We start from the raw sequence: 26180 nt of genomic DNA, 5'->3' as shown, positions 1-26180 counted from the left end.
GCAGAAGCATGCACGCCCATGGCGGGCCGCAGGCATCTCCCCGCTCAATTCGCCGTCCCCGTCGGTGCGGCCTGCACGTCGTGCTTCTGGTGCGCCTTGCCCATCTTGTCGGCGACTTCCTTGGGCATGTAGGTCTCGTCGTGCTTGGCCAGCACGTCTTCGGCCACGAACACGCCGTCCTGCATGGCGCCGGTGGCGACCACGGCCTGGCCCTCGCGGAACAGGTCCGGCAGGATCTTGTCGTAGCGCACGGTCAGCTGCGCATCGCCGTCGGTGACGCGGAAGTGCGAGACCAGCGAGCCGTTCTCGCGCGTGAACGACCCTTTCTCGACCATGCCGCCCAGGCGGAAGCGGGCGCGCTCGCTGGCATCGCCGCGCAGCACTTCGGCCGGCGTGTAGAGGTAGGCCACGTTGCGCTGCAGGGCCATCGCGATCAGGGCGGTGGCGGCACCGGCGACCAGCAGGGCCAGCAGCACGAACAGCAGGCGGCGGCGACGGACGGGATTCATGCGGTCAGCGTTCCAGGTCGGCGGGGGCGGCGTGGCGGCGGGTCTCGCGCGCGGCGCGCAGGCGGGCGGCGCGCAGTTCGCGCCGCACCTGCAGGCGCGGGGCGAGGAAATCCCACGCCAGCACCAGGGCGAACACGGCGTAGGCGCCGATGACGTATTCCAGGTAGGTCACGGCGCGGCTCCCTTGGCGGCGGCGAGCTTCGCCACCCAGTCCTTGCCGGCCTCGCGGCGCAGGTTGTCGGCGCGCGCACGCGCCAGCAGCGAGCCCGCGAACCAGAACTTCGTCGCGATCACCATCAGTACCAGCGGAAGCGTCATGCTGCTGTCCATGCTGGACTCGCCGAACACGCGGATGGTCTGGCCCTGGTGCAGCGAGTTCCACCACACCACCGAGTAGCGGATCACCGGCAGCAGCGCCACGCCGACGATGGCCAGCAGGCCGGCTGCGCGCGCGGCGTTGCGGCGGTCGTCGATGGCGCCGTACAGGCCCATCACGCCCAGGTACAGGAACAGCAGGAGCAGCTCGGTGGTCAGGCGCGGGTCCCAGTCCCACCACGTGCCCCACATGGGCTTGCCCCAGATGCTGCCGGTGGCCAGCGTGATGACGGTGAACGCCGCGCCGGTGGGCGCGCAGGCCATCGCCAGGATTTCGCACAGCTTGATTCGCCAGACCAGCGCGATGGCCGCATAGAACGCCATCAGGCCGAACACGAACATGCTCATCCACGCGCTGGGCACGTGGATGTAGAGAATGCGGAAGCTGTCGCCCTGCTGGTAGTCGGCCGGGGCCACGAACAGCGCCTGCCACAGGCCCAGGCCCAGCAGCACGATCGCGGCCAGATAGCACCACGGCGTCCAGCGCGCCGCGAAGCGGTCGAAGTAGGGGGGCGAACCGAGTTGGTGGAACCAGCGGACGAGTGGATTCATGCGCAGCGTCGGTCTTCAGGTCAGGGCGATGCGGATCGCCGCGGCGGCGGCCAGCGGGGCGAGCAGCAGCGACAGCAGCAGGCCGGCGGCCAGCCAGAGGAGGGCGCCGGAGGCATCCAGCCCTTGCGCGCTGGCGGCCACCGCGCCGGCGCCGAACACCAGCACGGGCACGTAAAGCGGCAGCGCCAGCAGGGCCACAAGGATACCAGAGCGCCTCATGCCGACCGTCAGGGCGGCGACCACCGCGCCCAGCAGGCTCAGCAGCGGCGTGCCCAGCGCCAGCGTGGCCAGCAGCATCGGCAGCTCGCTGCGCGGCAGGTGCAGCATCTCGCCCAGCAGCGGCGCCGCCAGCACCAGCGGCAGGGCGGTGGTGGCCCAGTGGATCAGCACGCGCACCAGCACCAGCCAGGCCAGCGGCACCGGGGCCAGGATCCACTGCTCCAGCGAGCCGTCCTCGGCATCGCCGCGGAACAGCGTGTCCAGCGACAGCAGGCCGGCCAGCAGCACGGCGACCCACAGCACGGCGGGCGCGACCTTCGACAAGGCCTGCGGCGAGGTGCCGAGGCCGAGGGCGAACAGCACGACGACCAGCAGCGCGAACAGCGCCGGTTGCAGCGCATCGCCACGGCGGCGCCACAGCAACTGCACGTCGCGCACGATCAGCGCACGGGCGGTCTGGAGGAGGGAGGGGGCGGCGGTCATGGGGTGGGGAGCCGCACGTGCGGGCACGAGGAACGGGGAACAGGGAATGAGGACTCCCCGGAGCATCGGGCATGTTCGGTCGCCGGGAAACAGCCATTCCCTGTTCCCTGTTCCCCGTTCCCGCTTCGACGCAACACATTCCCCTTCATGCGGCGACCTTCTCCATCACCAGCATCCGCGTCTGCACCGGCGGGGCGGCATACGCGCCATGGGTGGTGACCAGCGCGGCACCGCCCTCGCGCAGGTGCGCCGAGATCATCCGGTTCACCAGGGTGATGCCGTCCAGGTCCAGGTTGGCGTAGGGCTCGTCCAGCAGCCACAGCGGCAAGGGCGACAGCCACAGGCGGGCCAGCGAGAGGCGCTTCTTCTGCCCGGCGGATAGCTGCCGCGCCAGCGCATCCTCGTAGCCGGCCAGGCCGACCATGGCCAGCGCGTTGCCGGGCATCTGCCGGGCGCGTCGGCCATGCAGGCCGCAGAGGAAGTGGAGGTTCTCCAGCGCGCTCAGGTCGGCTTTCAGCGCTGGCAGGTGGCCCAGATAGGCCATCGCATGCGCCCGGCGGGACGGGCCGGCGGGTTGTCCGTCGATGTCGATCTGGCCGGCATCGGCGCGCAGCAGCCCGGCCAGCACGCGCAGCAGCGTGGTCTTGCCCACGCCGTTGCCGCCCTGCACCAGCAGCGCCTCGCCCGCGTCCACGGCGAACTCCAGCGGCCCGAACACCGGCTCGTCGTTGCGCGAGAACGTCAGGCCACGGGCGGCCAGCAACGGCGGATGGGAGGGAGCGGCGTCGGTCATCGGATCGGGCGTTCCCGGAGGGGAGGCTGGGGTGTCCTGAGGGCTCAGCCGCCCATTCTAAACTGTGCCGCCGATCCGGCCGCCTGCGACAGACGGTCGCGCCCCCGGCCGCGTCGCCACGTCAGCCCACCCAATCGGTATACGGATCGTCGCCGGCCCCGGACGGGCGAGGCCACATCATCCGCAAGCGGACGGGTTCGCCCGTGCTCCAGCAGAGCGTGCCGCCCTGGCCGAACTCCCGTGCCAGGGCGTCGGCCTGCGCCAGGGTGGCGTCCAGGACCAGACAACCGTACTCGACCATGCCGCCGCGGTTGTCGCAGCCCAGTGCCGGATGCAGCGACAGTCCCAGCGCCTGCACGCGCGCCTCCAGCCGGGCCTGGGCGGCATCGTTGTCGGCGCGCGGGGTTTCGCCCGGCGGCGGATTCCAGGCGGTGATGAACAGATAGCGGTCGGCCATGACCTGGCGCTCGATCTCCGGCGCGGTCAGGCCCGTGCAGAACAGCCATTCCTTGCGGCCGAGGGTGACGAAGTAGTGCGCCGCGGCCCAGGCGGCGGCCAGCCGCGCGCGCTCGGATTCGGGCACGTCCCCGCTCGCGGCGCCGTCGGCAGGAACGCTGTGTTCGGCCATGGCCGCATCATCGCGCGTAACGCCGAGCGCGTACACTCCGTGCTCCCCTCCGCCGAGTACCTGAACCGGGATGTTCCAGCCGCAGACCAAGCTGCCCAAGGTGGGCACCACCATCTTCACCGTGATGTCGCAGCTCGCCGCCGAGCACGGCGCGGTCAACCTGGGGCAGGGCTTTCCGGATTTCGCGGTGCCGCAGCGCCTGGTGGACGAACTGGACCGCGCCATGCGCGCCGGCCATAACCAGTACGCGCCGATGACGGGGGTGGCACCGCTGCGCCAGGCCATCGCCGAGAAGGTGCTGCGCTGCTATGGCCGCGAGGTGGACCCCGACACCGAGATCACCGTGACCAGCGGCGCCACCGAGGCGCTGTTCAACGCGATCCACGCAGTGGTGCGCCCGGGCGAAGAGGTCATCGTGCTGGACCCGGCCTACGACAGCTACGAACCGGCCATCGACCTGGCCGGCGCGCGCGCCGTGCACGTGCCGCTGGATCCGCAGACCTTCGCGGTGGACTGGGACCGCGTGCGCGCGGCCGTCACCCCGAAGACGCGCCTGCTGATCGTCAACAGCCCGCACAACCCCTCCGGCGCGATGTTCGACCAAGCCGACATCCGCGCGCTGGCCGCACTGCTGGAAGGCGCCGGCATCTACCTGATCTCCGACGAGGTGTACGAGCACATCGTGTTCGACGGCCGCCGGCACGAATCCATCCTGCGCTATCCGGAACTGGCCGCGCGCGCGTTCGTGGTCTCCAGCTTCGGCAAGACCTACCACTGCACCGGCTGGAAGATCGGCTACGCCATCGCGCCGCCGGCGCTTAGCGCGGAGTTCCGCAAGGTGCACCAGTACAACGTGTTCTGTACGTTCGCACCGGCCCAGCACGCGTTCGCCGCGATGATCCGGCAGGAACCGGAGCACTACGAACAGCTGGGCGCGTTCTATCAGGAGAAGCGCGACCGCTTCCGCGAGCAGTTGCTGGGCACGAAGTTCAAGCCGCTGCCGGTGCCGGGTGGCTACTTCCAGCTGGTCGACTATTCGGCGGTCAGCGACCTGCCCGATGCCGAGTTCGTGAAGTGGCTGACCGTCGAGCATGGCGTGACCGCAATCCCGCTGTCGCCGTTCTACGAAACACCGCCGGCCGGCCAGCGCCTGGCGCGGCTGTGTTTCGCCAAGAACGAGGCGACGCTGGATGCGGCGATCGCGCGGTTGAAGACACTCTGATCGTCGTCCCAGCATAGGCTGGGACCCATTGGGTTTTTGCTTCGTTGTTGGTTGGAACGCGCAAAAGCACATGGATCCCGGCTTGCGCGGGGATGACGTTTGAATCATTGCCATCGTCGTCATGCTGATGACGGCCTGGAGACAGAACCCATGCAGGACCTCCGCATTTCCCTCGTCCAGGGCGAGACGCGCTGGCACGACCCGGCGGGCAACCGCGACTACTACGGCGGCCTGATCGCGCCGCTGGCCGGGCAGACCGATCTGGTGATCTTGCCGGAGACGTTCACCAGCGGATTCAGCAACGAGGCCATCGACCAGGCCGAGGGCATGGACGGCGCCACGGTGGCATGGATCCGCGAACAGGCGGCAACGCTCGGCGCGGCGGTGACCGGCAGCGTGCAGCTGCGTACGGACGAGGGCGTGTTCAACCGCCTGCTGTTCGCCACGCCCGATGGCGAACTGCAGTATTACGACAAGCGTCATCTGTTCCGCTACGCCAACGAGCACAAGCGCTATGCCGCGGGCAGCAACCGGTTGACGCTGGAATGGAAGGGTTGGCGGATCAATCCGCTGGTCTGCTACGACCTGCGCTTTCCGGTGTTCGCGCGCAACCGCTACGACGTGGAGCGTGCGGGGCAACTCGATTTCGACCTGCAGCTGTTCGTCGCGAACTGGCCGGCGCCGCGCGCATATGCATGGAAGACGTTGCTGCGGGCGCGTGCGATCGAGAATCTCTGCTACGTGGCGGCGGTGAACCGCGCAGGCACGGATGGCAATGGGCACGTCTACTGCGGCGACAGTGCGGTGATCGATTTCCTGGGGCAGCCGGTGGTGGAGTTGCCGGCGGGCGAGGGGGTGGTGACGTCGACGATTTCGGCGGAAGCGCTGGTGGCGCATCGGGAGAAGTTCCCGGCGATGCTGGATGCGGACCGGTTCGAGTTGCGCTGAGCGCAACGTCTCCGCGGGTCGAAGCCCCTCTCCCTGCGGCGACCGAAGGAAGTCCCTGTGGGAGAGAGGGGTTGGGGTGAGGGGCAACGGAGTCCGTTACCTGTGCGGACCTTGGGCGTGTCCATAGTCGTTTGGGACGTGCTGGCCTGACGGGAAGGTTCTTTCAGTGTGCAGGCATGGCGCGCTCGCCGCGGGGCCCTACTTTTCTTTGCTTGTGCAAAGAAAAGTAGGCAAAAGAAAGCACACCCCGGCGGTCCGCCCGCCGCTGCGCGGCGGGTACGCAGTCCCGGCGGGAATTTTCGGACGGGGCTCCTGCCCCGGCCGAGAACGGCGCACGTCCTGTGCGCCGCCCGTGCGGGGTTTTACCCGCCGTGACTGCCGGACCTAAGGGGCCCCAAAAGCTCGCACGGACAGATCCGGCGTGCGCGCCGTTGCCCTGGCTCTTCGGGGTCCCCATGAGGCGCGGCGAGTGGGCCGGGTAAAACCCGAAGGGCGCCGTCATGGATGACGGCGCTTTCGTATGGCACAGGGATGTGCCTTACGAAAATTCCCGGACCGCTCGCGGACCCTGCGCGCAGTGCAGGGCGTGCCGCCTGGGGTGTGTTTCTTTGCTCCTTTCTTTGCACAAGCAAAGAAGCGCTCTTCAACAGCCGAATGGCTGGTCAAGGAGGCCCCCGCGGCGAGCGGCACCATGCCAAACCCACGACTACTTCCCAGCAAACTCATAAGACCAACAGGCTCATGGTCGCGCGTGCATATCGCGCTCGCGGCGATTGTTGTCGAATCGCGGCACATCAGGGGTGTCGTCTTCGTTGCCCCTCACCCCAACCCCTCTCCCGCAGGGAGAGGGGCTCAGGAGTGCTCAGCCCGCCTTCTGCGGCAGGATCTGGCACACCGCCTGGCACATCACCAGCACCCGACCAGCGTCGTCGCGGACCTCGCCGGCGAGGAACAACTGCGTGCGCGTGCGTTCGACCAAGCGTGCATGACAGATGATGTGCGGCATCTCCGGCGTCACCGGGCGCAGGTACTGCGTGTTGAGCGAGGTCGTCACGCTGGGCGGCGCGATCAGGTACGAGAACGGGCCCAGCGTATTGTCCAGCGCCGCCACGATGAAACCGCCCTGCATGTGCCCGATCGGATTCTGGTAGCGCGCCAGCACCGGGAACCGCATCGCCAGCGACTCGCCTTCCACATACGCGACCGGCTCGCCCTGCATGTCGGTCAGGCAGGGCGGCGGAATCTGCAGCGGTACACCCGTGGGCAGGCGGGCCCGCAGCAGGGCGTTGATGTCGGTGCCGTCGCTCATGGCGTGAAGCTCAGTTCGAACGAGGTGAGAAACGGCGCGCGTGGCGGCGCGGGCAGCGTCCTGCCGGCGATCTGCGCCTGTACGCAGGTCGCCAGGGCCGTGCCGCCATCGCGCCACGTACGCACCACCTTGCCGGTGGCATCCAGCTCCGCCACCACCACGAACGGCGAGGTGTCGGCGTCCGGAGCGGCGCAGCGGGCGATGGCGTCGTCCAGCACGCGAGCCTGGGCGTCGCGCATCGCCCGTGAGGTCAGGGCATGCAGCGACGCTTCGTCCGCGTCGGCGCGCTGCTTGGCCTGTGCATAGTCCATGGTCGACTGCGCGTGGGCGGAAAGCGCGGTGCTGGCCGCCAGCAGGAGCGTGGCGAAGGTGACGGTACGCATGGGCATGATCACGGGGCCTTCGGCGGTTCGATTCGCAGGAGCTTGCCGTCTTCCTCATCGGTGACCACGTAGACGTTGCCGTCCGGACCGACGCGCACGTCGCGGACGCGCTCGCCGATCTCGTTGAGCAGACGCTCCTCGCCGAGCACGGTGTCGCCCTGCAGGGTCAGGCGGATCAGGTTGCGTTCGGCCAGCGAGCCCAGGAACACGCTGTCGTTCCAGGGACTTTCGGGGCGCCCGGTGTAGAACGCCATGCCCGATACGCCCGGCGACTTCTCCCACACGTGGAAGGGCTGTTCCATGCCGTCCTTCGCCTTGCCCTCGGCCTCGGGGATGGGCTGGCCGGAGTAGTTGATGCCGTGGGTGATGACGGGCCAGCCATAGTTCTTTCCGGCCTGGGGCAGGTTGATCTCGTCGCCGCCGCGCGGGCCGTGCTCGCTCTGCCACAGCGTGCCGGTGCGCGGGTCCAGCGCCATGCCCTGCATGTTGCGGTGGCCGTAGCTCCAGATCTCCGGACGCGCGCCAGCCTTGCCGACGAAGGGGTTGTCCTGCGGCACGCTGCCGTCGAGGTTCAGGCGCACCAGCTTGCCCTGCAGCTTGTCGAGTTCCTGCGACATCGCGCGCTTGTTGCGCTCGCCTTGGCTGATGAACAGATGGCCCTTGCCGTCGAAGACCAGGCGCGAGCCGAAGTGGTTGGGACCGTCGACCTTCGGTTCCTGGCGGTAGATGACCTTGACGTCGGTGAGCGCGTTGCCGGCCAGCGTGCCGTAGGCGACCGCGGTGCCGGCGGTACCGTTGTCGCCGGGCTCGGCGTAGCTGAGGTAGATGCGCTGGGTGGTGGCGAAATCCGGGGCCAGTACCACGTCGAGCAGGCCGCCCTGGCCGGTGGCGAACACCTTCGGCACGCCGGTGATGGGGGCGGATACGGCGCCGTCGGTGCCGACACGGCGCAGCGCGCCGCCGCGTTCGGTGACCAGCATGCTGCCGTCGGGCAGGAACGCCAGCGACCACGGATGGGCCAAACCGCGGGCCACCTGGGTGACGCGGATCTGACCCTTGGCGCTGGTCAGCGTCTGCGCCGGCTGACGGGCGGGCGCGGCCTGTGCCGCCGCGGGTGTCTTGGCGTCGGCGTCGCTCTTGGCGGAAGAATTGCACGCGGCCAGCGGCAGCGCGAGGAGGAGGGCGGTGGCGAGTCGATAGTGAACGTGGCGCAACGTCGTGTCTCCTGTGGGGGGAATGTCAGCGGTAGCCGGCGGCCTGCAGTTCGAACAGTTCGGCATAACGGCCACCCTGGGCCATGAGCTGCTCGTGCGTGCCGCTCGCTTCCAGGCGGCCTTCGTCGAGCACCAGGATGCGGTCGGCCATGCGCACGCTCGAGAAGCGGTGCGAGATCAGCACGGCGGTCCGATTGTCCGACAATTCCTTGAAGCGTTGGAAGACCTCGAACTCCGAGCGCGCATCCAGCGCAGCGGTGGGTTCGTCCAGGATCATCACCTGCGCGTCGCGCATGTAGGCGCGGGCGATGGCGATCTTCTGCCATTGGCCGCCGGAGAGGTCCACGCTGTTCTTGAAGCGGCGACCCACCATCTGGTCGTAGCCGCGCGGCAGGCTTTCGATGACCTCGTCGGCCATGGCGCGCGCGGCGGCGGCGCGGATGCGGTCCTGGTCGTGCATGGCCTCGATCCGGCCGACGCCGATGTTCTCGCCCGCGGTCAGGTGGTAGCGGACGAAGTCCTGGAAGATCACGCCGATGTTCGCGCGCAGGTCGTCGATGTCGTACTCGCGCAGGTCGCGACCGTCCAGCAGGATGCGGCCTTCGTCCGGGTCGTACAGGCGCGCCAGCAGTTTCACCAGCGTGGTCTTGCCGGCGCCGTTCTCGCCCACCAGCGCCAGCACCTCGCCGGCGCGCAGTTCGAAGTCCAGGTGCCGCACCGCCCAGCGTTCGGCATCGGGATAGCGGAAGCCGACGTTCTCGAACACGAAGCCGCGGGTGATCGGTCGCGGGACGGGCACCGGATCCGCGGGCGAGGCGATCTCCGGTTCGATCTCGAAGAACGAGAACAGGTCGTCCAGGTACAGCGCCTGACCGGCCACCTGGGAGAAGCCGATCAACAGGCCTTCGAGCAATTGGCGCAGGCGCAGGAAGCTGCCGGCCAGGAAGGTCAGGTCGCCGATGCTGAAGTCGCCACGCACCGTGCGCCAGGCGATGTAGCCGTACGCCACGTAGTAACCCAGCGTGCCCAGCGCCGCCAGCAGCGCGCCCCAGAACGCGCGTCGCCGCGCCAACGCGCGGTTTGCAAGGAAGAACTTCTCCGCCAGCGTGCGGTAGCGGTCGATCAGGAAACGATGGAGGTTGAAGATCTTCACCTCCTTCGCCGTTTCCACGCTGGCGCCCATCTGGCGCAGGTACTCCAGCTGGCGCCGTTCGGGCGTCCACTGGAAATTCAGCGAATAGCCGAGCGCATTGAAATGGGCCTCGCCGATGAAGGCCGGCACCAGCGCCAGCGCCAGCAGCGCGATCAGCCAGGGCGCATACACCAGCAGGCCGGCGGCGAAGCTGACCACGGTGATGGCGTCCTGTACCTGGCCGAACAGCTGGCTCATCAGGTTCATGCGCCCCATCGTCTGCCGGCGCGCGCGGTCCAGCTTGTCCTGCAGGTCGGGGTCTTCGAAGTCCTCCAGGTCCAGCTGAGCCGCATGTTCCATCAGGCGGATGCTGGTGGCGTTGGTGAACAGCTCGGAGAGCAGGGCATCGGCGTAGCTCACCAGCCGCCCCAGCAGGTCGGACACGATGGCCAGGGCGAATTCCAGCGCCAGCAGGCCCAGCAGCGTGTCGAGTTGCCCGCTGCGCCAGGCATCGCCCAGCGAGCCGAAGTCCAGCCCCAGCCCGACCAGCCGGATGGCTTCGTCGATGATCAGCTTGCCGATGTACAGCGTGGCCACCGGCATGAGCGCGCGCACCACCCGCAGGCCCAGGCTGGCGACGGTCAGCGTGCGGCTGGTCTGCCAGATCTGGCGCAGAAACGGCGCCAGGTTGCGCATCGCATCGAAGCGCTCGCGCAGGTTGGGTCCGGTGGCTCGGGCAGTGCGCGGAGACGGCATCGTGGACGGAAGGGGCAGCGGCGGCTGTGCCGCGATGCGGGTAATCTAGCCCAACTCACAGGGGGTCGAGATGAAAAAGCTCGTCGTGATGGTGTGCCTGCTGCTTGCGGGCATGCCGGCGCTGGCCATGGACAAGGTATCGCTGCAGGCGAAGCAGGTGGCGCAGCAGCAGGGCCGTGCGCGCGTCGTGGTGCTGCTGGAGGACGTCGAACGCAACGCGCCGGGTACGCTGCGCCACATGACGGTCGCGAAGGAGGAGCGCCTGCGCCGCCAGGGCGATGCGGTGCTCGGCGTGTTGCCGGCCGCGGGATACACGCTGCATCGGCGCTTCGCGCGCGTGCCCGCGCTGGTCATCGAGGCCGACGCGCCCACGCTCGCGCGCCTGGAAAGCAACGTGTGGGTGCGCAAGGTGGACGTGGACCGTGGCGGCACCGGTGGCGCCGTCGCGGCGGACGAAAGCGCCGTGCTCAACCGGGTGGACCTGCTGCAGGGTGTCGGCCTGGACGGCAACGGCATCAAGGTCGCCGTCGTCGATACCGGCGTTGACACGGATCACCCCGACCTGGCGCCGCGTGTCGTGGGCCAGCAATGCTTCTGCTCGCACATTTCCGGCAGCGGCGGATGTTGTCCGAACGGGCAGGCCACCCAATCCGGTGCGGGCGCGGCGGAAGACGATCATGGCCATGGCACCAACGTCGGCGGCATCATGGTGGGCGCCGGCCATGTCGCGCCGCGCGGTGCGTTGCCGGCGGCGCAGCTGGTCGCCATCAAGGTGATGGATGGCGGCAATGGCTTCTGCTGCACGTCGGACGTGGTCGCCGCACTGGACTGGATCGCGACGCAACACCCCGATACCGACGTGGTCAACCTCAGTCTGGGCACCTGGGACCTGTTCGCGGGGGCCTGCGATGCCTCGGCGTCGTATCTCACCGCGTTGAAGAGCGCCGTCGATACCTTGAACGCGCAAGGTACCGTGGTGGTGGCATCCAGCGGCAACCAGGGCGACCTGCAACGGATGGCGGCACCGGCGTGCCTGAGCAACGTGCTCGGGGTGGCGGCGACCTGGGACATGACCGCGGAGTCGACCACCTTCCTGGGCTGCACGGAGGCATCGCGGTCGCCGCGGCAACCGACCTGCTTCAGCAACCGGAGCACGACGACGGCGCTGTTCGCCGCGGGTGCGTTCGTCCGGTCGGCCGGCCTGAACGGTGGCATCTCGTCCTACGGCGGCACCTCGCAGGCCGCGCCGATGGTCGCCGCGTGCGCAGCGGCCCTGCATCAGGCGGCACCGCTGGCCACGCCCGCACAACGCATGGCGGTGCTGCAGCTTTCGCCGTCGCGACTGACGGACCCGGCCACGGGGAGACACTATCCGTTCCTGGATTGCGTCGATGCGGCGAAGCTCCTGGATCCTGCGCGCTTCCTCGTTCGCATGAACGGCTCGCAGCCGCTCATTCCCGGACGTGCCGAGTCCGCCCTGCCTGCGGCCACGATTCCCGTACTGCGCGTTGCCGATGAGGGGCGAGCGCCGCAACGTCCCCGCAGCGCCCGCGGACCCCGCAGCATCGAGCGCTGACGCTCGCGTCAGCGCGCGGCGAGCGCGACCGCCAGCGGCTGCACGGACACCGCCTGGCCCGGTTCGACGCGTTCGCCGCCGCGCACGATCAGGCGGTCGCCGGCGCGTACGTCGCCACTGACTTCGACCAGATCGTCCACGGCGGCGCCGGTCTTCACCGCCAGCCTTTCGGCCTTGCCGGCAGGGTCCACGCGCAGCACGAAGTCGCCCTCGCGGCGCAGGATCACCGCATCGCGCGGTACCGCCACGACGCTGCGGGCCTCCGCGCTGGGCAGGCCCACGTCCACGGCCGTGCCCACCGGTGCCTGCAGGTCGTCCAGGACGATGCGCAGTTCCAGCTGCCGCGATGCCTCGTCGCCCACGGGTACCAGCGCACTGACGGGGTAGTCGCGCTCGCCGTCGGCGCTGCGCACGCGTACCGTCGTGCCCTGGCCCAGATGACGTGCGAGTTCCACGGGCGCACGCACGCGCACCTCGGGTGCTGCCGTGTCCACCAGCCGCGCCACCGATGCGCCGGTCACCAGGTACTCGCCTTGCTGCGTGTGGCGTTCGGCCACGATGCCGTCGAAGGGTGCGCGCACCACCATCTGCGTGCGCTGGTGCCGGATCTGGGCCAGCTGGGCCCGCGCGCGGGCCTGGTCCTGCGCCAGCATGTCGCGTTCGGCCCGCAACTGCTCGTACTGGGAGCGCGCGATGTTCTGCTGGGCCGCCAGTTGTGCGTAGCGTTGTTCCTGCCGCACCGCGAGGTCCAGCTGGGCCTGGATGCGGGCCAGCTCCGCCTCGCTCTCGCGTTCGCGCAGGCGCAGCGCGGTGTCGTCCAGCACCGCCAGCGCCTGTCCGGCGCGTACGTGCTGGCCGACTTCGGCGACCTGCAGCACGCGCCCTTCCAGCTCGCTGGCCACGCGCGCGTCCCGGCGGCTGATGATGCTGCCGGGCGCCCAGTGGCGTGGCGCGAAGTCGGTACGCACCGCCGGGGCGACGCTGACCATGGCGGGCGGCGCCTCGGCGGCGGGTGCACTGGCATCGGCATCCAGGCGGAGCAGGGGCAGGGCGAGGATGCCGGCCAGCGCGAGGGCGATGAGGGATTTGTGCAGCAGGGGCATGTCGTTCTCCGGAGCAGGGGTCAGGCAACGGGGTGGGGGGGCAGTGCGCTGTGCATCGACGACACGGCGACGGGGGATGTGCGGCGAGCGGCCAGGCGCAGCAGTGCCGGCACCAGCACCACGGTGAACAGCAGGCTCAGTGCCACGCCGCCCACCGACACGGCGGCCAGGCCGCGATAGATCACCGCGCCGGGGCCGGGATTGATGGCCATCGGCAACGCGCCCAGCACGCCGGTGAGCGCGGCGATCAGGATCGGGCGCAGGCGCTGTTGCAGGGCCTGCTTCAGGGCGTCGTCCAACGAGGCGCCTTCGGCCTGCGCTTCGCGCGTCTGCGCGACCAGCAGGATCGCGTTGTTGATCACCATGCCCAGCAGCATGATGAAGCCGATCATCGACAGCAGGTCCAGCGTCTGACCGGCCGCCAGGTCCAGCGCGCGCAGGCCTGCCACGCCGCCCAGCACCGCCATCGGCAGCGTGGCCATGACGAAGGCGCTGTCGCGCAGCGAGCGGAACATCGCGGCCATCAGCATGAACAGCACCACCAGCGCCATCACGAAGTTGAGGCCCATGCTGCGCACCACTTCGCCCAGCCGGTCGGCGCTGCCGGAAATGCGGATGGCGGCGTCGGGCGGCAGCGCGTCACGCAGGCTGGGCACGATCTCGTCGTTGACGATGTCCAGCGCTTCTTCCAGCGACATCGCGTCCGGCGGATCGACGGTGAGGGTGACGGTGCGGCGACGGTCGATGCGGCGCAGCTGGTTCGGCGCCAGCACGGTGTCCACCTGTGCCAGGTCGGCCAGGCTCAGCACGCCGCCCTGCGGCGTGGCCAGCGGGGCAGCACCCAGGCGCGCGATGTCGTCCTCGCCGTTGCTGCGCAGGATGATCGCCAGGCGCCGGTCGCCATCGAAATGCTCGCCCAGCCATTGCCCGTCGCCCAGCGTGCGTACCACGGTGCCGAGCTCCGGGCGCCGCCAGCCGATTTCGGCCAGGCGACGGTCGTCGGGATTGACGCGCAGTTCCGGCGTGCCGCCGTCGGCGCTGGGCCAGGCCTGCACGTTGGCACCGGCGAAACGGTCCGAAAGCGCCTTGCGGCCCGCCTCCGCGGCGCGCGCCAGCGCATCGCCATCGCTGTGCTGCAGGTGGATGGCGATGGCGCGCGCGGAGCCGCCGAAGCTGCCGAACAGCTCGCCTTCGCCGGCGAAGGCGCGCGTGTCCGGGAAGCCGACCACGATCTCGTCGCGCACGATGCGCTCCAGTTCGCCGATGTCGTCCGGGTCCACCACGCGCGCGCCCAGCGTACCGCCGCCCGGCCACAGGTTGAGGTACCAGTTGCTCAGCTGCGGACCTTTCTCGCCGTCCATGTAGGGGCGCATGCGCTCCAGCAGGACCGGGGCGATTTCGCGGTTCACCCGCTCCGGGCTCATGCCGGGCGGGAAGTTGAAGAAGGCGTCGACGGCCGCGCGCTTCACCGGCGGCAGGTAGTCGATCTGCGGCATCAGCACGGCCGCGAGCAGGGCGGGCGCGAGGACGAGCGCGCCGACCCAGCCGAGCTGGCGCGTACGGCCTTCGGTGGTCTTCAGTGCCCAGTCGCTGAGGCGCGACCAGAACCGGTGCTGGCGCTCCTCGCCGGGGCGCGTGCGCAGCCAACTCCCGGCCGCTGCGGGCAACACCGTGACGGCGATCAGCAGCGAGATGCCCACCGCGATGGAAATGGTCAGGGCGAGATCGGCGAAGAGCTGGCCTTCCACGTCCTCCATGAAGATCACCGGCAGGAACACCGCCACCGTCGTCAGCGTGGAAGCGACCAGCGCGCCGCCGACCTGACGCGTGCCCTCCAGCGCGGCGCGCGCTGCCGGCAGGCCCTGCTCGCGCAGGCGCACGATGTTCTCGGCCACCACCACCGCGGCATCCATCACCATGCCTACGGCGAATGCCAGTCCGGCCAGTGAGATGACGTTGAGGCTGCGTCCGGTCAGCTGCAGCACGATGAAGGTGGCCAGCAGCGAAATGGGAATGGCGCAGGCAATCAGCGCGGTGGCGCGCACATCGCGCAGGAACCACCACAGGCAGCCCACGGCCAGCAGCACGCCAACGGTGAGACTGCCGGACAGCAGGCCCAGCGCGCGATTGATGAAGACCGAGGCATCGAAACTCTGGGCGATGTCCAGGCCCAGCGGGTTGAGTTCCTGCTCGCGCACGTCGGCGACGACGCGCTTCACCTCGTCCAGCGTGTCCAGCACGTTGGCGCCGCTCTCGCGCAGGATGCGCAGGCCGATGGCGGGATTGCCGTTCTGGTAAGCGAAGAAGCGCTGTTCGGGCCGTTTGACCTCGACGGTGGCGACATCGGCCAGTCGTACCGGGCGGCCATCGCGCCAGGCGAGGATCAGGTTGCCAAGCACGTCGGGTGAGTAGCGCCCTGCGAAGCGCAGCACGTACTCGCGGCGGCCGGCTTCGACCACCCCGCCGGACACGTCGGTGGCGCGCGCGGCCACGGCCGCGACTTCCGGGATCTGGATGCCGAGCGCCGCGGCGCGCGCCAGGTCCAGGGTGATGGTCAGCTCCTCCGCTGCACCGCCATTGATGTCCACGCCGGCCACGCCGTCGACCGAGGTCAATCGCGGCACGATGCGGTCCTCGATGAACTGCCGGTAGTCGAGGATGTCGCCGCGCGTGCCGGGCAGCTTCTGCACGAAGAAGTAGGTCAGCGAGTTGTTGGCGTTGTCCGCGCCGGCCTGCACGACCGGCGGCGTGGCGTCGCGCGGCAGCGGCTGCAGGCGGTTCATCCGCGACAGCACTTCCACCAGCATCGCGTCCATGTCGCTGCCGACGGCGAAGGTCAGGTTGATGAAGCTGTTGCCGGCATTGACGTTGGAGGCCATTTCCTCCAGTCCGGGCAGGCCCTGCATCACCGTTTCGATCGGCTCGACGATCTCCGACTCCATCTCCTGCGGCGAGGCGGCGCGCCAGCCGGTCTGGATGGACATCTGCGGACGTTCGATGTCGGGAAACAGCTGCAGCGGCAGCTTGCCCAGGCTCATCAGGCCGAACGCGCAGACCATCGCAACCACGACCGCGACGGCGGCCGGATTGCGCAGGGAGGCCTCGGTGAGTTTCATCGTGCAGGTCCGCGTGGTGGTCGGCGGTGCGCACGATGCGCGCAACAGCAAGCGGCGTTATGGCCCGGAAGTCATGCGTGGTGCGGCGTTGCGGCGAGTGGTGGATGCGGTGCGTTGAAGCGAAGGTGGAAAATGGATGTTGCCCGCAACTGGCGTCTTTGTAGGAGCGACGTAAGTCGCGACCGTGCGCGGTGAATATCAGGGGAAGGGTGAAGCGCACGACACGGGAGCAGACGTGGGCACGGATCTGCCTCGCGCGTGAGATCCAACGGAATCCGGGGCCTGTGGTCGCGACTTACGTCGCTCCTACAACGGATGACCCCGCCTACAGCAACACCGCCAGCTTGTCGCGATGGCTGCGCGACAGCTTCAGTTCCTGGCCGCAGTCCAGGCGCAGGAAGCTTTCGCCGTTGGTGTGCGGGCGCATCTCCACCACGCGGCGCGCGTTGACGATGGTGGAGCGGTGGATGCGCGGGAAGCGCTGCGGGTCCAGCTGCTTCTCGAGCTCGCGCATGGTGGCGCGCAGGACCAGGGTATTGCCGTTCGGCCCATCGCCATCGGTGTGGATGCACATGTAGTCGCCGGCCGCGTCGATCCAGCGGATGCTGTGCAGGTCCACGCGCACGGTACGGCCGCCATCGCGCACGGCGAGCTTCTCCTCGCGGCGCAGCAGGTCCAGGGCGTCGGGTTTGAGCGCTTCGTCCAGGTCCAGCGGCGGGCGGCCGCTGAGTTCGCCCAGCAGGCCGAGCAGATGCGCGCAATGGCCGCTGGCCTCGCGCTGGGCGCGTGCCTGGCGGACCCGTGCCAGTGCCTGCGCCAGGCGGGAGTCCTCCACCGGCTTCAGCAGGTAATCGGTGGCCGAGGCTTCGAATGCGCGGATCGCGTAGTGGTCGTAGGCGGTGACGAACACCACCAGCGGCATCTCGTTGGCCGGGATCGCCCGCAGCGTCTGGAAGCCATCCATGCCCGGCATCTGCACGTCCAGGAACATCAGGTCCGGGCGATGCTCGCGCAGCCCGCCGATGGCCGAAGCGCCGTCGCCGTAATAACCGACGATCTGCACGTCGGCATGGGCGGCAAGCCGGATCTCCAGGCCGCGGCGGGCCAGCGGCTCATCGTCCACGACGATGGCGCGCAACGGTGCGGAAACGGCGGCATCCATGCGTCAGTCCACCAGGGTCTGCGAGGTTTCGAACGGCAGGCGCAGCGTCACCTCGATGCCGCGCTCGCGGTTGCGCACGGAGAACCCGCCGGTGTCGCCGTACAGCACGTGCAGGCGTTCGCGCGTGTTGCGCAGGCCCACGCCCTTGCCGGGCGGCAGCTGGTCGCCTTCGATGGCGCTGCAGCCGGGGCCGTCGTCGATCACGCGCAGCACCAGCTGCTCGCCGTCGCGCTCGGCCTCGATGCGCAGCAGGCCGCCGGCGACCTGTTTGGCGACGGCGTACTTGATGGCGTTCTCGACCAGCGGCTGCAGCAGCAGGCTGGGCAACAGGGCGCGCCAGCAGTCCTCGTCGATGGCGGTCTCGATGCGCAGGCGTTCGGCGAAGCGGATCTTCTCGATGTCCAGGTACAGCGTCAGCGCATCCAGTTCCTGGCGCAGCGTCACCCGCTGCATCGGGTCGTTGTCCAGCGAGTGGCGCAGGAACGAGGACAGACCCTGCACCATGCGGTTGGCGGTGGCGTTGTCGCGGTCCAGGATCAGCGTGGAGATGGCGTTGAGCGTGTTGAACAGGAAGTGCGGGTTCAGCTGGTAGCGCAGCATCTTCAGCTGTGCCTGGTGGGCCATGCTGCGCGCGGCGAGCGCGCGCTCGGTTTCACCCTGCAGCTGGCGGTAGTACTTGATCCCCATGTAGGCGCCCACCCACGCCAGCACCACGTAGATGTAGCCCAGCGAGTACGCGACGAACTCCAGTCGCGTGGTCGGCCTGCAGGTCTCGCAGAAGTCGACCAACGCTTCGCGGGTGACGAAGTCGATGGCGGCCGAACTGGCCAGTACCAGCGGAATCATCAGCGCCAGCAGTCTGCGCGGCGGCAGGTTCCAGCAACTTCGCAGCACGAAGCGCAGCCCCAGCGTGACCAGCGCACCCATCGTGGCGGCGGTGGCCGGCACCACCCAGTAGCCCGACGGCTTGCCGTGGGCGACCGCGTACAGGCAGCCCTGCGCAAAGTACGCGCTCCAGCCGGCCAGGTGCAGCAGCCAGAAAGCCTGCTGGCGGGGCATGTCGAGCGGACGTGAGGCGGCGATGGCCATGGTGGACGTGGATGGACGCAGGTGCCGCCATGCTAAGCCCATGCGCCGGCGCGTGCCGCACGGTTCGTCGGCCCCTGCGCACGCTTGGGCGCAGGCGGCCCGGGCGTCACTGCAACGGACCGGGTGGCTCGCCGTCGCCGCCGGACTGCAGGGCCACCGGCAGATGCCAGCCGAAGGTGATCGCGGCCATGCGCAGGCCGAAGCACACCAGGGCACCCACCAGCGCGCAGGGCAAAGGCGGCAGTTGCAGCCAGTGGCCCAGGGCGACGATCAGCGCACCGGCCAGCGCAGCGACGGCGTAGAGCTCGGCGCGCAGCACCAGCGGCACCTGCGCCAGCAGCACGTCGCGGGCGATGCCTCCGCCGATGCCCGTCAGCATGCCCATCGCGGCCGCCATCGGCGGCGCGATGCCGTATTCCAGGGCCTTCTGCGTGCCGGCGACCGCGAACAGGGCCAGGCCCATCGCATCGAACAGCCGCACCGGGTGGTGCAGCTTCTCGATCAGCGATGCGCGGAAGAAGGTCACCACGCCGGCGGCCAGCGAGGTGACCGGATAGCGCCAGTCGCTGAGCGCTGCCGGCGGCGTGGCGCCGATCAGCAGGTCACGGGTGATGCCGCCGGCCGTCGCCGCGGCGAACGACAGCACCAGCACGCCGAACAGGTCCAGTCGGCGCCGCACGCCCAGCATGGCGCCGCTGAGCGCGAACACGAACGTGCCGACCAGGTCGAGGATGAGGACCAGGGTTTCCATGCCCCCATTGTGCCGCGTGGCGGCGTGCCGGGTCAGGGCAGGATGGGCTGCATGCCCACGCCCAGGCGGTTCCACGCGTTGATCGTGGCCACGGCCATGGTCAGTTCGGCGATGCCGGACTCATCGAAGTGGTCCTTCAGTGCCTCGTAGGTCGCATCGGCGGGCGCGCCCGAGGGCAGGGTGGTCAGCTGTTCTGCCCAGGCCAGTACGGCACCCTCGCGGGCATCGAAGAAACGGCTGTCGCGCCAGCCGGCCAGGGTGTCCAACTTGCGCGGCTCCATGCCGGCCTTGCGCAGCGCACCGCCGTGCATGTCCATGCAATAGGCGCAGCCGTTGATCTGGGAGACGCGCAGGAAGATGAGTTCGAGGAATGCCTTACCCAGCACGCCGTTGTGGACGGCGGTGCTGGCGGCATACAGGCCGCGGAAGGCGTCGGGAACGTGCTTGGGGTAGGCGACGCGATGGAACTTCTGGCTCATGGCAGTGCCTCAATGGCGGCCACGATGGCCACCTTCACTACCAGGACGCGCCACCGTCCTTCGCCGTGACACCCGTGCCCAACTTGTCGGGATTGGCGATGGTGAAGATGTCGCTGATGCGCTCGCCGTCGCTCACCGCCACCATCACCGCGGCCAGCACGCCGTCGCGGTAGCGCAGGATCGCCGGCTCGCCGTTCACCGTGCCCATGCGCCAGTCGATGGCCGGATCCTGTCGTCGATAGGCGGCCCAGAACAGCCGCGCGATACGGATCGCACCCAGCAGCGGGCGGATGACCGCGACGGCCTTGCCACCGCCGTCGGAGACCAGTTGCGCGTCCTCGCGCAGCAGGGCGGTGATCGCGGGCTGGTCGCCGCGCCGCGCGGCCTGCATGAAGCGCTCGAGCAGGCGGCGATGGTTCTCGCGGGGAACATCGAAGCGCGGCCGGCCCGCCTGCACGCGTTCGCGCGCGCGGTGGACCATCTGCCGGCAGTTCGCCTCGCTCTGGCCCAGCAAGGGCGCGATCTGGGCGTAGTCGTAGTCGAAGGCCTCCTTCAGCAGGAAGGCCGCGCGTTCCTCCGGACCCAGCCGCTCCAGCACGGCCAGGAAGGCCAGCGAGACCTGTTCGGCCACCTCGGCCGACTGCTCTGGCGAGGGCGATTCGTCGATCTCCGAGGGGGGCGGCAGCCACGGTCCGGTGTAGTGCTCGCGCTGTGTCCGTGCGGCGCGCAGGCGGTCGATGCCCAGCCGGGTGGCGGCGGTGACCAGCCAGGCTTCGGGGTCGCGGATGCCGGTCCTGTCGGCCTGCTGCCAGCGCAGCCAGGTGTCCTGGACGACATCCTCGGCGTCGCTGCGGCTGCCCAGCAGGCGATAGGACAGCCCGAACAGGCGGGAGCGGTGGGCTTCGAAGGTGTTTTCGGCGTTCATGCGACCAAAGACGGGCGAGGGCGCCCGCCCGTGACACCCGGGCGGGCCGTCACTTTGGCCTAAAATGGGCGCTTCCGCCCGCTACCCCACCGGCAGCCGCCCGTCGCTCCATGACCTCGATCAAGCAAGAAGACCTCATCCAGTCCATCGCCGATGCCCTGCAGTACATCAGCTACTACCACCCGGTGGACTACATCAAGAACCTCGCCGCCGCCTACGAGCGCGAGGAGTCGCCGGCGGCGAAGGATGCCATCGCCCAGATCCTGATCAATTCGCGCATGTGCGCCGAAGGCCACCGTCCGATCTGCCAGGACACCGGCATCGTGACCGTGTTCCTCGAGATCGGCATGGACGTGCGCTGGGACGACGCCACGATGGGCGTGGAGGACATGGTCCACGAAGGCGTACGCCGCGCCTACAACCATCCCGACAACAAGCTGCGCGCCAGCGTGCTGGCCGATCCGGCGGGCAAGCGCACCAACACGAAGGACAATACGCCGGGCGTGGTCAACGTGAAGGTCGTGCCGGGCAACACCGTCGACGTGATCGTCGCCGCGAAGGGCGGCGGTTCCGAAGCGAAGTCGAAGTTCGCGATGCTCAATCCGTCCGACTCCATCGTCGACTGGGTGCTGAAGACCGTGCCGACCATGGGCGCCGGCTGGTGTCCGCCGGGCATGCTCGGCATCGGCATCGGCGGCACCGCGGAGAAGGCGATGCTGCTGGCCAAGGAGTCGCTGATGGAGCCGATCGACATCACCGACCTGCAGGCCCGCGGTCCGTCGAACCGCGCCGAGGAGCTGCGCTTGGAGCTGTACGAGAAGGTCAACGCGCTGGGCATCGGCGCGCAGGGCCTGGGTGGCCTGACCACCGTGCTCGATATCAAGGTCAAGGACTACCCGACCCACGCGGCCAACCTGCCGGTGGCGATGATCCCGAACTGCGCCGCCACGCGCCATGCGCACTTCACCCTCGACGGCAGCGGTCCGGTGATGCTGGACCCGCCGTCGCTGGAGGATTGGCCGGAGCTGACCTACGACGCCTCCAAGGGCCGTCGCGTCGACCTCGACACCCTGACCCGCGAAGACGTGGCCAGCTGGAAGCCGGGCGAAGTGCTGCTGCTCAACGGCAAGCTGCTGACCGGCCGCGACGCCGCGCACAAGCGCATGGTCGATATGCTCAACAAGGGCGAGCCGCTGCCGGTCGACCTGAAGGGCCGCTTCATCTACTACGTGGGCCCGGTCGATCCGGTGCGCGACGAGGTCGTAGGCCCGGCCGGTCCGACCACCGCCACCCGCATGGACAAGTTCACCGAGCAGGTGCTGGCGCAGACGGGTCTGCTGGGCATGGTCGGCAAGGCCGAGCGCGGCCCGGCGGCGATCGAGGCGATCAAGAAGCACCAGTCGGCCTACCTGATGGCGGTCGGCGGCGCGGCCTACCTGGTATCCAAGGCGATCAAGGCGGCGAAGGTCGTCGGCTTCGCCGACCTGGGCATGGAAGCGATCTACGAGTTCACCGTACAGGACATGCCGGTAACCGTGGCCGTCGATTCGCAGGGGACCTCGGTGCACCAGACCGGGCCGAAGGAATGGCAGGCGCGGATCGGGAAGATTCCGGTGGTGGTGGCGTGATGGTGTTCCCTTCTCCCTGCGGGAGAAGAGCTTGCCCCGTACTTGATACGGGGTGCCCGTAGGGCGGATGAGGGTGTGCCTCGGCGGTGTCTGCGAGCCGATGCTGAAGAACGAGCCGCAGCGAGCAGATTGAGTCGAACAGCCAATAGTTCGTCATCACGACTCGCTGCGGCTCGTTTCTGGAAATCGGGTTGGATACGCTAAGGCGGCGCCCCCAACCCCTCTCCCGCAGGGAGAAGGGCTTTGACTCCAGGAGCCACTGCATGTCCACCACGCTCTACTACTCCCGCAGCACCGCCAGCCTGGTCGTCCACTGGCTGCTGATCGAACTCGGCATCCCGCACGAGTTGCATGAACTGGATTTCGACAAGCGCGACCAGAAGTCCGACGATTACCTGAAGCTCAATCCCGCCGGCGTAGTGCCCACGCTGGTGATGGACGGGCAGGTGATCACCGAGACCGCGGCCATCCTCATGCATCTGGCCGATACGCATCCCCGCGCGGAGCTGGCGCCTGCGGTGGCGACCACGCAGCGCGCGCAGTACTACCGCTGGATGCTGTTCTGCGCGAACACGCTGATGCCTGCGTACCGCGCGTGGTTCTATGCGGACGAGATCGCGGGCCCGGAGAACGCCGAGGCCAGCCGCCTGCATGCACGACTCAAGCTGGAACGCGCGTGGCAGCAGGTCGCGGACCATCTGGAGGCGCACGGCCCTTACCTGCTGGGCGCGCAGCGCTCCGCTGCCGACTTCCTGCTGACCATGCTGATGCGCTGGTCGCGCAACATGCCCAGGCCGACCGACCGCTGGCCGGTGTTGCATGCCCACGCGCAGCGCATGAAGGCGCTGCCGAGCTTCAGGGAAGTCTATGCCCGCGAGGGGCTGACGGACTGGACATAAGCGGGCTGTACGTTGTGGGAGCGACGTAAGTCGCGAAGATGCATGATTGGAATTGTGCAGACCGAAGGAAACAGCTCGCGACTTACGTCGCTCCCACATCCGGCCACGGCGGTCGCTCAATCCACGTATTCGTCGAACTTCTTCCCACCCTGGAACGGCATCAGATGCTGGCGCAGGATGCCGCGCGGCACCGTCTCCAGCTTCATCACGCCATATTCCCCGGGCCAGTCTTCCTGCTTCGGCGGCAGCTTGAAGGTGCCCATCAGCATGTCCACCAGCGGTAGGTGGATGGCGTAGTTCACGTCCAGGTAGTCCTTGTGCCGCGCGTGGTGCCAGTGGTGGTAGCGCGGCAGCACCAGCAGGTACTCCAGCCAGCCGAAGCGGATGCCGAGATTGGCGTGCGCCAGCACGGCCTGCAGCCCGACCAGGATCACGTAGGCGTTCACTGCCGGCGTGGAGAAGCCCAGCACCAGCAGCGGCAGCAGCACGGCGCTGCGGGTCAGCACGATCTCGACGATATGGATGCGGGAACCCGCCAGCCAGTCCATTTCGCGGCTGGAGTGGTGCACGGCGTGGAAGCGCCACAGCCAGGGAATGTTGTGGTAGGCGCGGTGCAGCAGCGCCTGCGCCAGGTCGGCCACGAACACCGCGATCAGGAACTGCGCCCAGACCGGCAGCGACTGGATCGCGTCCTTCAGGGCCGGGAACGCGGCCAGCCCTGCGATGGTGGACGTGGATGCGGTCACCAGGATCAGGATGAACTGCACCAGCACATGGCTCATGAAGAAGTACGCCACGTCCGTGCGCCAGCCCGGCCGCAGCGGCGAGATCCGGCGCTTGCCCAGGTAGTGCTCCAGCGGCACGAATACCAGCGCCGAGAAGAACAGCGAAATCACGAACCAGTCCAGCCCCAACGAGTACGGGGTCTTGCCGATGGCGTCGAACTGCACGTTGGTGCCGCCCAGCAGCACGGCCAGGGTCGCGCTGCCCACGCCGACCAGTGCGATGCGCTTGTTGCGGTCGCGCAGGATGGCCCAGGTGCCCATGGCGAACGCTGCCGCCAGCCCCACCAGCAGCAGGTGGCGGGCGAACTGTTCGTTGTACGCCGCGCGGAACTCCTTGCTGGTCAGCAGTTCCGGGAAATGGAAACAGGCCACCGCCATCAGGCTGAGCAGGCCCAGCATGGCGGAGGCATAGGCGAAGAACGAACGGCGCGGGCGCGGCATGGGCGGCTTCCTTGGCAGGCGGTACGGATCCTGCGCCCGATCTTACGTCAGGCGATGCGGTTTCCGGCCGCGTCCACCACCGGCTCGCCGTCTTCCTTGCTGAAGGCGCCGCGCTGCGGCTGCGGCAGGATGTCCAGCACCGCTTCCGACGGACGGCAGAGCTTCGTGCCCACAGCAGTGACCACGATGGGACGGTTGATCAGCACCGGATGGGCCAGCATGGCGTCGATGAGGGCCGCGTCGTCGGCGTCGGCCAGGCCGAGTTCCGCGTAACGCGGTTCCTTCGCGCGCACCACGTCACGCACGGGCACGCCCATGGCCGCGATCAGCGACAGCAGCGCGGCGCGATCGGGTGGCGTGCGCAGGTATTCGATGACCTGCGGTTCGATGCCGGCATTGCGGATCAGTCCCAGCGTGTTGCGCGAGGTGCCGCAGGCGGGGTTGTGGTAGATCGTCACCTCGTCCATCAGTACCAGTCCAGCAGCGAGATGCCCAGGCCCACGTAGGTCGCCTTGTGGTTGTAGTCGATCAGGCTTTCGCCGTAGCCATGGAAGACCTGTACGTGGCCGCGGAACGTGCGGTTGATCGGAAAGCCGTAGTCCACCTGCAGCGCGCCGTGCGAATCGTCGCCACCGCGCAGCGAGTGGCGTCCCAGTACGGTGAAGACGTGGCCGTCTTTCGCATAGGTCAGCATGGCGTCGCCACGGCCGATGTAGTCCTCGATGTCCGGGTTGTCGTCGTCGTTGCCGTCGGGGACGCGGTACCAGGGCCGCACCACGAAGGCCCAGTTCTCGCGATCCAGGCCGATGGTGGCGATGACGCGGTTCCAGCTGCGCGAGAGCGGGTCGCCGCGGCCGTTGGACTGGTGGTTGATGCCGATGCCGGCCATGCGGCCTTTCCAGCCGGCGATGCTGTAGTTGTTGCGGAACACCAGCATCACTTCCGGCTCGTAGTTGGTCTCGCGGAAAGGGCGCGATTCCTCGCCGTTGTAGACCTGCCAGCGCGAACTCTGGGTATACGCGCCCCAGATGTCGCCGTTGTCGCCGAACACGTTCTCGGCGAACTTGGTCTTGAAGCTGAGCTGGAACTTGGCCTCGATGTCCTGCAACGCCTGCGGTTCGGTCACCGTGTTGTCGGGATTCGGGGACGAGGGCGTTTCGTTGACCCGGCTGGTCCAGAACGCCGGCAGCAGGTACAGCGGCTTGTAGCCGCGCAGCTGGAACACGCCCAGCTTGGAGTCCTTGGCCAGCTCCCAGCGGCTGTCCAGCAGGGAGCCACGGCCGGCATTGGCGATCAGATCGGCATCGCCCGGATCGTCGGCACGGAACCAGGCCCCCAGCCGCCGGCGGGTGCGTTCGCTCAGCGCCAGGTCGGGGTCTTGCGCCTCGGCGGCGGCGCGGGCATCGGCCCGCGCCTTGGCGCGTGCATCGGCCCGCGCCTTGGCGCGTGCAGCCGCTTCGGCCTCTTTCGCCGCCACGGCTTCCTCGTCGGCACGCCGGGTGTCGGCGGCGCTGCGTCCCAGCGCAGCGTCGTAACAGGCAAGGCGGGCGGCATCGTTCTCCAGCGAAAAGCAGGCCTCGGCGGGCGTGGCCGTCGGCGCGCCGTCCTGGGCGTGGGCGGTCAACCCGTATGAAACGCCAATTACCAGCGGAAGCAGTCGGATGCGATGCGTCATGCAGGGGGTCGCTCGGTGGGGGCGCCGC

General features: G+C 68.8%; 26 protein-coding genes. 6 read left to right on the top strand and 20 right to left on the bottom strand.

Features of this window, described 5'->3' with window-relative positions; all coding sequences use genetic code 11:
* Window positions 1-44 precede the first annotated feature (44 nt).
* The 6 genes from ccmE to IAE60_RS15470 all read right to left on the bottom strand — a co-directional run bounded on the left by ccmE (window position 45) and on the right by IAE60_RS15470 (window position 3559).
* Window positions 45-509, bottom strand: a complete 465-nt coding sequence (ccmE, locus tag IAE60_RS15495; RefSeq protein ID WP_185896479.1) for a cytochrome c maturation protein CcmE — start codon at window positions 507-509, stop codon at window positions 45-47.
* Between the two features lie 4 nt (window positions 510-513).
* Window positions 514-681 (bottom strand): heme exporter protein CcmD, encoded by a 168-nt coding sequence (gene ccmD / locus IAE60_RS15490; protein ID WP_162108470.1) that lies wholly within the window; start codon window positions 679-681, stop codon window positions 514-516.
* Entirely contained in the window at window positions 678-1436 is a 759-nt protein-coding gene (gene ccmC / locus IAE60_RS15485; protein WP_187572935.1) for a heme ABC transporter permease CcmC, read from the bottom strand. The genes ccmD and ccmC overlap by 4 nt, the downstream gene beginning before the upstream one ends.
* A gap of 15 nt (window positions 1437-1451) precedes the next feature.
* Complete coding sequence (gene ccmB, locus IAE60_RS15480; protein ID WP_187572934.1) at window positions 1452-2138, bottom strand: heme exporter protein CcmB; 687 nt, start codon at window positions 2136-2138, stop codon at window positions 1452-1454.
* 145 nt (window positions 2139-2283) lie between these two features.
* Complete coding sequence (ccmA, locus tag IAE60_RS15475; RefSeq protein WP_187572933.1) at window positions 2284-2931, bottom strand: heme ABC exporter ATP-binding protein CcmA; 648 nt, start codon at window positions 2929-2931, stop codon at window positions 2284-2286.
* A 121-nt stretch (window positions 2932-3052) separates the two neighbouring features.
* Complete coding sequence (locus IAE60_RS15470; RefSeq protein WP_187572932.1) at window positions 3053-3559, bottom strand: DUF3293 domain-containing protein; 507 nt, start codon at window positions 3557-3559, stop codon at window positions 3053-3055.
* Window positions 3560-3629: 70 nt separating this feature from the next.
* Here IAE60_RS15470 and IAE60_RS15465 point away from each other — a divergent pair, with 70 nt between their 5' ends.
* Together IAE60_RS15465 and IAE60_RS15460 are read left to right on the top strand one after the other, a co-directional pair.
* A complete protein-coding gene (locus IAE60_RS15465; protein ID WP_187572931.1) occupies window positions 3630-4781 on the top strand; it encodes a pyridoxal phosphate-dependent aminotransferase in 1152 nt (383 codons plus the stop codon).
* A gap of 150 nt (window positions 4782-4931) precedes the next feature.
* The gene (locus IAE60_RS15460; protein WP_187572930.1) at window positions 4932-5729 is read left to right on the top strand and encodes an amidohydrolase; all 798 of its coding nucleotides are present in this window, start codon (window positions 4932-4934) and stop codon (window positions 5727-5729) included.
* An 862-nt stretch (window positions 5730-6591) separates the two neighbouring features.
* Here IAE60_RS15460 and IAE60_RS15455 read toward each other — a convergent pair.
* Genes IAE60_RS15455 through IAE60_RS15440 form a run of 4 tightly spaced genes read right to left on the bottom strand, consistent with a single transcriptional unit; the run spans window position 6592 to window position 10523 of the window.
* The gene (locus IAE60_RS15455) at window positions 6592-7038 is read right to left on the bottom strand and encodes a PaaI family thioesterase (protein WP_187572929.1); all 447 of its coding nucleotides are present in this window, start codon (window positions 7036-7038) and stop codon (window positions 6592-6594) included.
* Entirely contained in the window at window positions 7035-7421 is a 387-nt protein-coding gene (locus tag IAE60_RS18870) for a hypothetical protein (RefSeq protein WP_244966590.1), read from the bottom strand. The genes IAE60_RS15455 and IAE60_RS18870 overlap by 4 nt, the downstream gene beginning before the upstream one ends.
* 8 nt (window positions 7422-7429) lie before the next feature.
* A complete protein-coding gene (locus tag IAE60_RS15445) occupies window positions 7430-8635 on the bottom strand; it encodes a PQQ-dependent sugar dehydrogenase (protein WP_244966589.1) in 1206 nt (401 codons plus the stop codon).
* A 25-nt stretch (window positions 8636-8660) separates the two neighbouring features.
* A complete protein-coding gene (locus IAE60_RS15440) occupies window positions 8661-10523 on the bottom strand; it encodes an ABC transporter ATP-binding protein (protein ID WP_187572928.1) in 1863 nt (620 codons plus the stop codon).
* 70 nt (window positions 10524-10593) lie between these two features.
* On the opposite strand from IAE60_RS15440, the gene IAE60_RS15435 reads away from it, so the two are divergent.
* Complete coding sequence (locus IAE60_RS15435) at window positions 10594-12099, top strand: S8 family peptidase (RefSeq protein ID WP_187572927.1); 1506 nt, start codon at window positions 10594-10596, stop codon at window positions 12097-12099.
* A gap of 8 nt (window positions 12100-12107) precedes the next feature.
* Here the strand turns inward: IAE60_RS15435 and IAE60_RS15430 are convergent, their stop codons facing one another.
* Window positions 12108-13202, bottom strand: a complete 1095-nt coding sequence (locus tag IAE60_RS15430; protein ID WP_185896469.1) for an efflux RND transporter periplasmic adaptor subunit — start codon at window positions 13200-13202, stop codon at window positions 12108-12110.
* Window positions 13203-13222: 20 nt separating this feature from the next.
* Entirely contained in the window at window positions 13223-16318 is a 3096-nt protein-coding gene (locus IAE60_RS15425; RefSeq protein ID WP_187572926.1) for an efflux RND transporter permease subunit, read from the bottom strand.
* Here IAE60_RS15425 and IAE60_RS18940 point away from each other — a divergent pair.
* A complete protein-coding gene (locus tag IAE60_RS18940) occupies window positions 16308-16436 on the top strand; it encodes a hypothetical protein (RefSeq protein WP_260618986.1) in 129 nt (42 codons plus the stop codon). The genes IAE60_RS15425 and IAE60_RS18940 overlap by 11 nt on opposite strands.
* A gap of 207 nt (window positions 16437-16643) precedes the next feature.
* On the opposite strand, the gene IAE60_RS15420 is transcribed toward IAE60_RS18940, so the two are convergent.
* From IAE60_RS15420 to IAE60_RS15400, 5 genes are all read right to left on the bottom strand, one after another.
* Window positions 16644-17480: a LytR/AlgR family response regulator transcription factor gene (locus IAE60_RS15420; RefSeq protein ID WP_187572925.1), complete on the bottom strand. Its 837-nt coding sequence runs from the start codon at window positions 17478-17480 to the stop codon at window positions 16644-16646.
* A 3-nt stretch (window positions 17481-17483) separates the two neighbouring features.
* Window positions 17484-18569, bottom strand: a complete 1086-nt coding sequence (locus tag IAE60_RS15415) for a sensor histidine kinase (protein ID WP_187572924.1) — start codon at window positions 18567-18569, stop codon at window positions 17484-17486.
* Window positions 18570-18675: 106 nt separating this feature from the next.
* Window positions 18676-19320, bottom strand: a complete 645-nt coding sequence (locus IAE60_RS15410; RefSeq protein WP_162109232.1) for a trimeric intracellular cation channel family protein — start codon at window positions 19318-19320, stop codon at window positions 18676-18678.
* 32 nt (window positions 19321-19352) lie between these two features.
* Window positions 19353-19799 (bottom strand): carboxymuconolactone decarboxylase family protein, encoded by a 447-nt coding sequence (locus tag IAE60_RS15405; RefSeq protein ID WP_187572923.1) that lies wholly within the window; start codon window positions 19797-19799, stop codon window positions 19353-19355.
* A gap of 37 nt (window positions 19800-19836) precedes the next feature.
* Window positions 19837-20724, bottom strand: coding sequence for an RNA polymerase sigma-70 factor (locus tag IAE60_RS15400; RefSeq protein ID WP_185896465.1), 888 nt, complete (start codon window positions 20722-20724; stop codon window positions 19837-19839).
* A 110-nt stretch (window positions 20725-20834) separates the two neighbouring features.
* On the opposite strand from IAE60_RS15400, the gene IAE60_RS15395 reads away from it, so the two are divergent.
* Together IAE60_RS15395 and IAE60_RS15390 are read left to right on the top strand one after the other, a co-directional pair.
* A complete protein-coding gene (locus IAE60_RS15395; protein ID WP_162109229.1) occupies window positions 20835-22352 on the top strand; it encodes a fumarate hydratase in 1518 nt (505 codons plus the stop codon).
* Between the two features lie 263 nt (window positions 22353-22615).
* Window positions 22616-23251: a glutathione S-transferase family protein gene (locus IAE60_RS15390; RefSeq protein ID WP_187572922.1), complete on the top strand. Its 636-nt coding sequence runs from the start codon at window positions 22616-22618 to the stop codon at window positions 23249-23251.
* A 116-nt stretch (window positions 23252-23367) separates the two neighbouring features.
* On the opposite strand, the gene IAE60_RS15385 is transcribed toward IAE60_RS15390, so the two are convergent.
* Genes IAE60_RS15385 through IAE60_RS15375 form a run of 3 tightly spaced genes read right to left on the bottom strand, consistent with a single transcriptional unit; the run spans window position 23368 to window position 26152 of the window.
* Window positions 23368-24477, bottom strand: coding sequence for a sterol desaturase family protein (locus IAE60_RS15385; RefSeq protein ID WP_185896463.1), 1110 nt, complete (start codon window positions 24475-24477; stop codon window positions 23368-23370).
* 47 nt (window positions 24478-24524) lie between these two features.
* Window positions 24525-24944 (bottom strand): arsenate reductase (glutaredoxin), encoded by a 420-nt coding sequence (gene arsC / locus IAE60_RS15380; protein WP_187572921.1) that lies wholly within the window; start codon window positions 24942-24944, stop codon window positions 24525-24527.
* Complete coding sequence (locus IAE60_RS15375; RefSeq protein WP_187572920.1) at window positions 24944-26152, bottom strand: phospholipase A; 1209 nt, start codon at window positions 26150-26152, stop codon at window positions 24944-24946. The genes arsC and IAE60_RS15375 overlap by 1 nt, the downstream gene beginning before the upstream one ends.
* Window positions 26153-26180: the final 28 nt, after the last annotated feature.

Source organism: Pseudoxanthomonas mexicana (genome assembly GCF_014397415.1).
GTDB classification, from domain to species: Bacteria; Pseudomonadota; Gammaproteobacteria; order Xanthomonadales; family Xanthomonadaceae; genus Pseudoxanthomonas_A; species Pseudoxanthomonas_A mexicana.
This window is presented reverse-complemented; position numbering and strand designations above follow the sequence as displayed.

Bases quoted from the DNA above. Each gene is read 5' to 3' on its own strand.
- ccmE (WP_185896479.1), bottom strand. From the start codon at position 509: ATGAATCCCGTCCGTCGCCGCCGCCTGCTGTTCGTGCTGCTGGCCCTG.
- ccmC (WP_187572935.1), bottom strand. From the start codon at position 1,436: ATGAATCCACTCGTCCGCTGGTTCCACCAACTCGGTTCGCCCCCCTAC.
- ccmB (WP_187572934.1), bottom strand. From the start codon at position 2,138: ATGACCGCCGCCCCCTCCCTCCTCCAGACCGCCCGTGCGCTGATCGTG.
- ccmA (WP_187572933.1), bottom strand. From the start codon at position 2,931: ATGACCGACGCCGCTCCCTCCCATCCGCCGTTGCTGGCCGCCCGTGGC.
- IAE60_RS15470 (WP_187572932.1), bottom strand. From the start codon at position 3,559: ATGGCCGAACACAGCGTTCCTGCCGACGGCGCCGCGAGCGGGGACGTG.
- IAE60_RS15465 (WP_187572931.1), top strand. From the start codon at position 3,630: ATGTTCCAGCCGCAGACCAAGCTGCCCAAGGTGGGCACCACCATCTTC.
- IAE60_RS15460 (WP_187572930.1), top strand. From the start codon at position 4,932: ATGCAGGACCTCCGCATTTCCCTCGTCCAGGGCGAGACGCGCTGGCAC.
- IAE60_RS15455 (WP_187572929.1), bottom strand. From the start codon at position 7,038: ATGAGCGACGGCACCGACATCAACGCCCTGCTGCGGGCCCGCCTGCCC.
- IAE60_RS18870 (WP_244966590.1), bottom strand. From the start codon at position 7,421: ATGCGTACCGTCACCTTCGCCACGCTCCTGCTGGCGGCCAGCACCGCG.
- IAE60_RS15440 (WP_187572928.1), bottom strand. From the start codon at position 10,523: ATGCCGTCTCCGCGCACTGCCCGAGCCACCGGACCCAACCTGCGCGAG.
- IAE60_RS15435 (WP_187572927.1), top strand. From the start codon at position 10,594: ATGAAAAAGCTCGTCGTGATGGTGTGCCTGCTGCTTGCGGGCATGCCG.
- IAE60_RS15430 (WP_185896469.1), bottom strand. From the start codon at position 13,202: ATGCCCCTGCTGCACAAATCCCTCATCGCCCTCGCGCTGGCCGGCATC.
- IAE60_RS15425 (WP_187572926.1), bottom strand. From the start codon at position 16,318: ATGAAACTCACCGAGGCCTCCCTGCGCAATCCGGCCGCCGTCGCGGTC.
- IAE60_RS15420 (WP_187572925.1), bottom strand. From the start codon at position 17,480: ATGGATGCCGCCGTTTCCGCACCGTTGCGCGCCATCGTCGTGGACGAT.
- IAE60_RS15415 (WP_187572924.1), bottom strand. From the start codon at position 18,569: ATGGCCATCGCCGCCTCACGTCCGCTCGACATGCCCCGCCAGCAGGCT.
- IAE60_RS15410 (WP_162109232.1), bottom strand. From the start codon at position 19,320: ATGGAAACCCTGGTCCTCATCCTCGACCTGGTCGGCACGTTCGTGTTC.
- IAE60_RS15405 (WP_187572923.1), bottom strand. From the start codon at position 19,799: ATGAGCCAGAAGTTCCATCGCGTCGCCTACCCCAAGCACGTTCCCGAC.
- IAE60_RS15400 (WP_185896465.1), bottom strand. From the start codon at position 20,724: ATGAACGCCGAAAACACCTTCGAAGCCCACCGCTCCCGCCTGTTCGGG.
- IAE60_RS15395 (WP_162109229.1), top strand. From the start codon at position 20,835: ATGACCTCGATCAAGCAAGAAGACCTCATCCAGTCCATCGCCGATGCC.
- IAE60_RS15390 (WP_187572922.1), top strand. From the start codon at position 22,616: ATGTCCACCACGCTCTACTACTCCCGCAGCACCGCCAGCCTGGTCGTC.
- IAE60_RS15385 (WP_185896463.1), bottom strand. From the start codon at position 24,477: ATGCCGCGCCCGCGCCGTTCGTTCTTCGCCTATGCCTCCGCCATGCTG.
- arsC (WP_187572921.1), bottom strand. From the start codon at position 24,944: ATGGACGAGGTGACGATCTACCACAACCCCGCCTGCGGCACCTCGCGC.
- IAE60_RS15375 (WP_187572920.1), bottom strand. From the start codon at position 26,152: ATGACGCATCGCATCCGACTGCTTCCGCTGGTAATTGGCGTTTCATAC.